The following is a 1,503-nucleotide window of genomic DNA, read 5'->3' on the forward strand; positions in this document are numbered from 1 at the left end:
GTCAGCGCCAATGGGACAGTTTAGGTTGATTTGATAAGAGAGGGTTTCTGGCTCATCGTAACCGCTAAGGAGTGGAGATGAGAAAGAAACCCGGAACCAAGCCGAGCCACGGCGAGAAAGTTGTCAAAGACATCCGCCGTGCGACCCGCAAACAGTATTCCGCAGAAGAAAAGATCAGGATCGTTCTGGACGGCCTCAAGGGCGAGGACAGCATTGCGGAGCTCTGCCGCCGTGAAGGCATTGCCCAGAGCCTCTACTACAGCTGGTCCAAAGAGTTCCTGGAGGCAGGCAAAAAGCGGCTGGCAGGTGACACGGCACGTGCCGCGACATCGACCGAGGTCAAAGACCTGCGCCGTGAAGCCCGCGATCTGAAAGAAGTTGTGGCAGAACAGGCCCTGGAACTGCGGCTTCTCAAAAAAAGCATGATCGCGGATGGGGACGACGACGAATGAGATATCCTGCATCCGAAAAACTGGAAATCATCCGCTTGGTTGAGCAATCGCATCTGCCGACCAAACGCACTTTGGAAAAGCTGGGCATTCCGAAGACCACCTTCTATCGCTGGTACGACCGATATCTCGTCGGTGGCCCCGAGGCGCTTGAAGATCGCAGACCCACGCCGTCACTGGTCTGGAACCGCATTCCCACGCCAGTGCGCGAGAAGATCAAGGATCTGGCCCTGAAGGAAAGTGAGCTTTCCCCGCGTGAGTTGGCTGTACGCTTCACCGACACAGAAAAGTACTTTGTGTCAGAGGCTTCGGTCTATCGCATCCTCAAGTCCTACGATCTGATCACCAGCCCGGCTTATGTGGTTCTGTCCGCTGCGGATGAGTTCCGGGACAAGACAGCGAGACCGAACGAGCTTTGGCAGACAGACTTCACATATTTGAAGGTCATCGGTTGGGGCTGGTTCTATCTCAGTACGATCCTGGACGACTACAGCCGATACATCATTGCCTGGAAGCTTTGTACGACGATGAAGGCTGAGGATGTGACAGACACGCTGGACCTGGCGCTACAGGCGTCGGGCTGTGATCAGGCAACCGTGCTGCACAAACCGCGTCTGCTCAGTGACAACGGGTCCAGCTACATTTCCGGCGAACTGGCCGATTGGCTGGAAGACCAGCAAATGGATCACGTGCGTGGCGCGCCATATCATCCGCAAACCCAAGGCAAGATCGAGCGCTGGCATCAGACCCTCAAGAACCGCATCCTGTTGGAAAACTACTATCTGCCTGGCGATCTCACGCAGCAGATTGACGCCTTCGTCGAGCACTACAATCACCGTCGATACCACGAAAGCCTGCAAAACCTCACGCCCGCTGACGTCTACTTCGGACGGGGCCAGACCATTCTGAGACAACGAGAAAGGATCAAACGAAAGACAATCGAAACGCGTCGCTTGCTTCACCGCAAATCCGCGGCATAATCACGCGAACCGGATGAGCCAGATCCTCTCTTAGGTCAGACCGCCAACTGGCCCAAAACCTCTGATGACGGACA

Annotated in this window: 1 protein-coding gene; it reads left to right on the forward strand. The window is 55.6% G+C overall.

All coding sequences use genetic code 11. The features are described 5' to 3' along the window. Window positions 1–77 precede the first annotated feature (77 nt). Window positions 78–1,429, forward strand: a protein-coding gene (locus AC2FJ6_RS20810) for an IS3 family transposase (protein WP_496669860.1) whose coding sequence is annotated in 2 segments (ribosomal slippage) — window positions 78–414 and window positions 414–1,429 — 1,353 coding nt in all. Because the reading frame shifts where the segments join, the coding sequence is not laid out codon by codon here. Window positions 1,430–1,503: the final 74 nt, after the last annotated feature.

Source organism: Ruegeria sp. CDSA089 (assembly GCF_059612205.1).